Source organism: Nocardioides sp., assembly GCF_031422975.1.
Taxonomy (GTDB): domain Bacteria; phylum Actinomycetota; class Actinomycetes; order Propionibacteriales; family Nocardioidaceae; genus Nocardioides.
The window spans coordinates 1-2,013 of sequence record NZ_JANPEO010000417.1 but is presented as its reverse complement, the minus strand read 5'-3'; the positions used below and the strand labels follow the sequence as shown (position 1 = coordinate 2,013).

General features: G+C 72.1%; 2 protein-coding genes. Both read left to right on the top strand.

Features of this window, described 5'->3' with window-relative positions; all coding sequences use genetic code 11:
* Window positions 1-869 (top strand): hydroxyacid-oxoacid transhydrogenase (locus RMO85_RS12550; protein WP_310529061.1); only part of this gene is annotated, 869 nt, incomplete at its 5' end.
* 101 nt (window positions 870-970) lie between these two features.
* On the top strand, window positions 971-2,013 hold a 1,043-nt coding region (locus RMO85_RS12545; protein WP_310529060.1), incomplete at its 3' end, for an SAM-dependent methyltransferase.

Below are 2,013 nucleotides of genomic sequence, written 5' to 3'. Positions count from 1 at the left end.
CTCCGGCCAACCCGCTGCTGCCGCTCGTCGCGGTGCCGACCACGACCGGGACCGGCTCGGAGTCGACCACCATCTGCGTCCTCGACGTGCTCGCCCTGAAGGTCAAGACCGGCATCAGCCACGCCCGGCTGCGTCCGACGCTGGCCGTCGTCGACCCCGACCTGACGACGAGCCAGCCGTCAATGGTCACCGCGAGCTGCGGCATGGACATCGTGTGCCATGCGCTGGAGAGCTACACCGCCCGCTGGTTCGCCGACTTCGATGCCAAGAGTCCGGAGCAGCGGGTGCCCTACTGTGGCGCCAACCCGATCGCGGACATGTGGGCCGAGAAGTCGCTCTCGCTGCTGGCGGAGGCGTTCCGCACCGCCGTCCGTGACGGGGACGACGCCCAGGCGCGCGAGCAGATGGCGCTGGCGGCCACCTTCGCCGGTCTCGGCTTCGGCAACGCCGGCGTGCACATCCCGCACGCCAACGCCTACCCGATCGCCGGCCGCGTCCGCGGCTACCGACCCGAGGGCTACCCCCAGGAGGAGCCGATCGTGCCGCACGGCATGGCCGTGTCCCTGACCGCGCCCGCGGCGTTCGCGCTCACCTTCGAGGCGGCCCCCGAGCGCCACCTGCGGGCGGCGTCGCTGCTCGGTGGCCCGGGTGTCGGCACCGGCCCCGACGCGTTGCCGGCGGTGCTGCGCTCCTTGATGCGCGACATCGCCATCCCCAACGGGCTCGCCGAGATCGGCTATCTCGACAGCGACGTCGACGACCTGGTCGAGGGCGCGCTCAAGCAGCAACGCCTGCTCGCGACCGCCCCGCGAGCCGTCACCGGCGAGGACCTGGCCGGGGTCTTCCGTGCGTCCATGGAGCACTGGTGACGCCAGTAGGATGAGTGGGTGAACCCCCGCTACCGCCGTCTCGTCATTCCGGTCGCGTTGGGAGCACTCATCCTGATCGTCATCGTCGCCGCGCTGTTCTGATGGGCGCCGAACCCCTGCCCCAGGCGCTGGCCGGGCTCCGGCACGCCCTGCTCGACTCCGAGGGCCTGGTCAGGGCCGTGGCGTCCGGGCGCCAGAAGGGCCGGCCTCCGGCGCACGTGCAGGGACGCGACATCCGCCGGGTCGAGCTCCGCTACGTCGACCTCAAGTCCGGACGCCACCTGCAGATCACGTCGTACGACGAGACGCAGGCCCACACCGGCAACGTCGCCCTCGGCAGTGAGGCCGAGACCTGCGTGGACGGCCTGCTCAAGGAGCCCTTCGGCAACTGGCACGTCGACACGACGACCCAGACCCACCAGGTGCGGGTCACCAAGAGGCTCGAGGCGATCGTGCACACCCGGGACCGGACCGAGCCCCAGGTTGTCGAGCGGGGGCACGACCGCGACAAGCAGCGACTGCTCGCCGAGGACGACCCGGTCCTGGTCGCGCTCGGGATCTCCGACGCCCAGGGCCGGATCAAGCCGACGCGGCAAGCGAAGTACAGGCAGGTGGAGGAGTTCCTCCGGCTGCTCGACTCCTCGATCACCGAGGCGCTCGCGAAGGGACACCTGCGCGAGCCCACCGACGCCGACCCGCTGCGGATCGTCGACCTCGGCTGCGGCAACGCCTACCTCACCTTCGCGGCGCAGCGGTTCTTGTCGCACGAGCGGTCGCTGCCGGTGCGTGTCACCGGCGTCGACGTCAAGCAGCAGTCGGCCGACCACAACACCAGCGTCGCCGCGACCCTGGGGATCGACGCCGACTTCGTGGTCGGCACGATCGGCGAGGCCACCCTGCCCCGACCGCCCGACGTGGTGCTCGCGCTGCATGCCTGCGACACCGCCACCGACGACGCCCTGGCCCGGGCGGTCGAGTGGGGCGCCGGCCTGGTGCTGGCCGCTCCCTGCTGCCACCACGACATCGCGGCCCAGCTGCGCACGGCGGCCACGCCGGCGCCGTACGCCCTGCTCACCCGGCACGGGATCCTGCGCGAGCGGTTCGCCGACACCCTCACCGACGCGCTGCGCGCCTCGATCCTGCG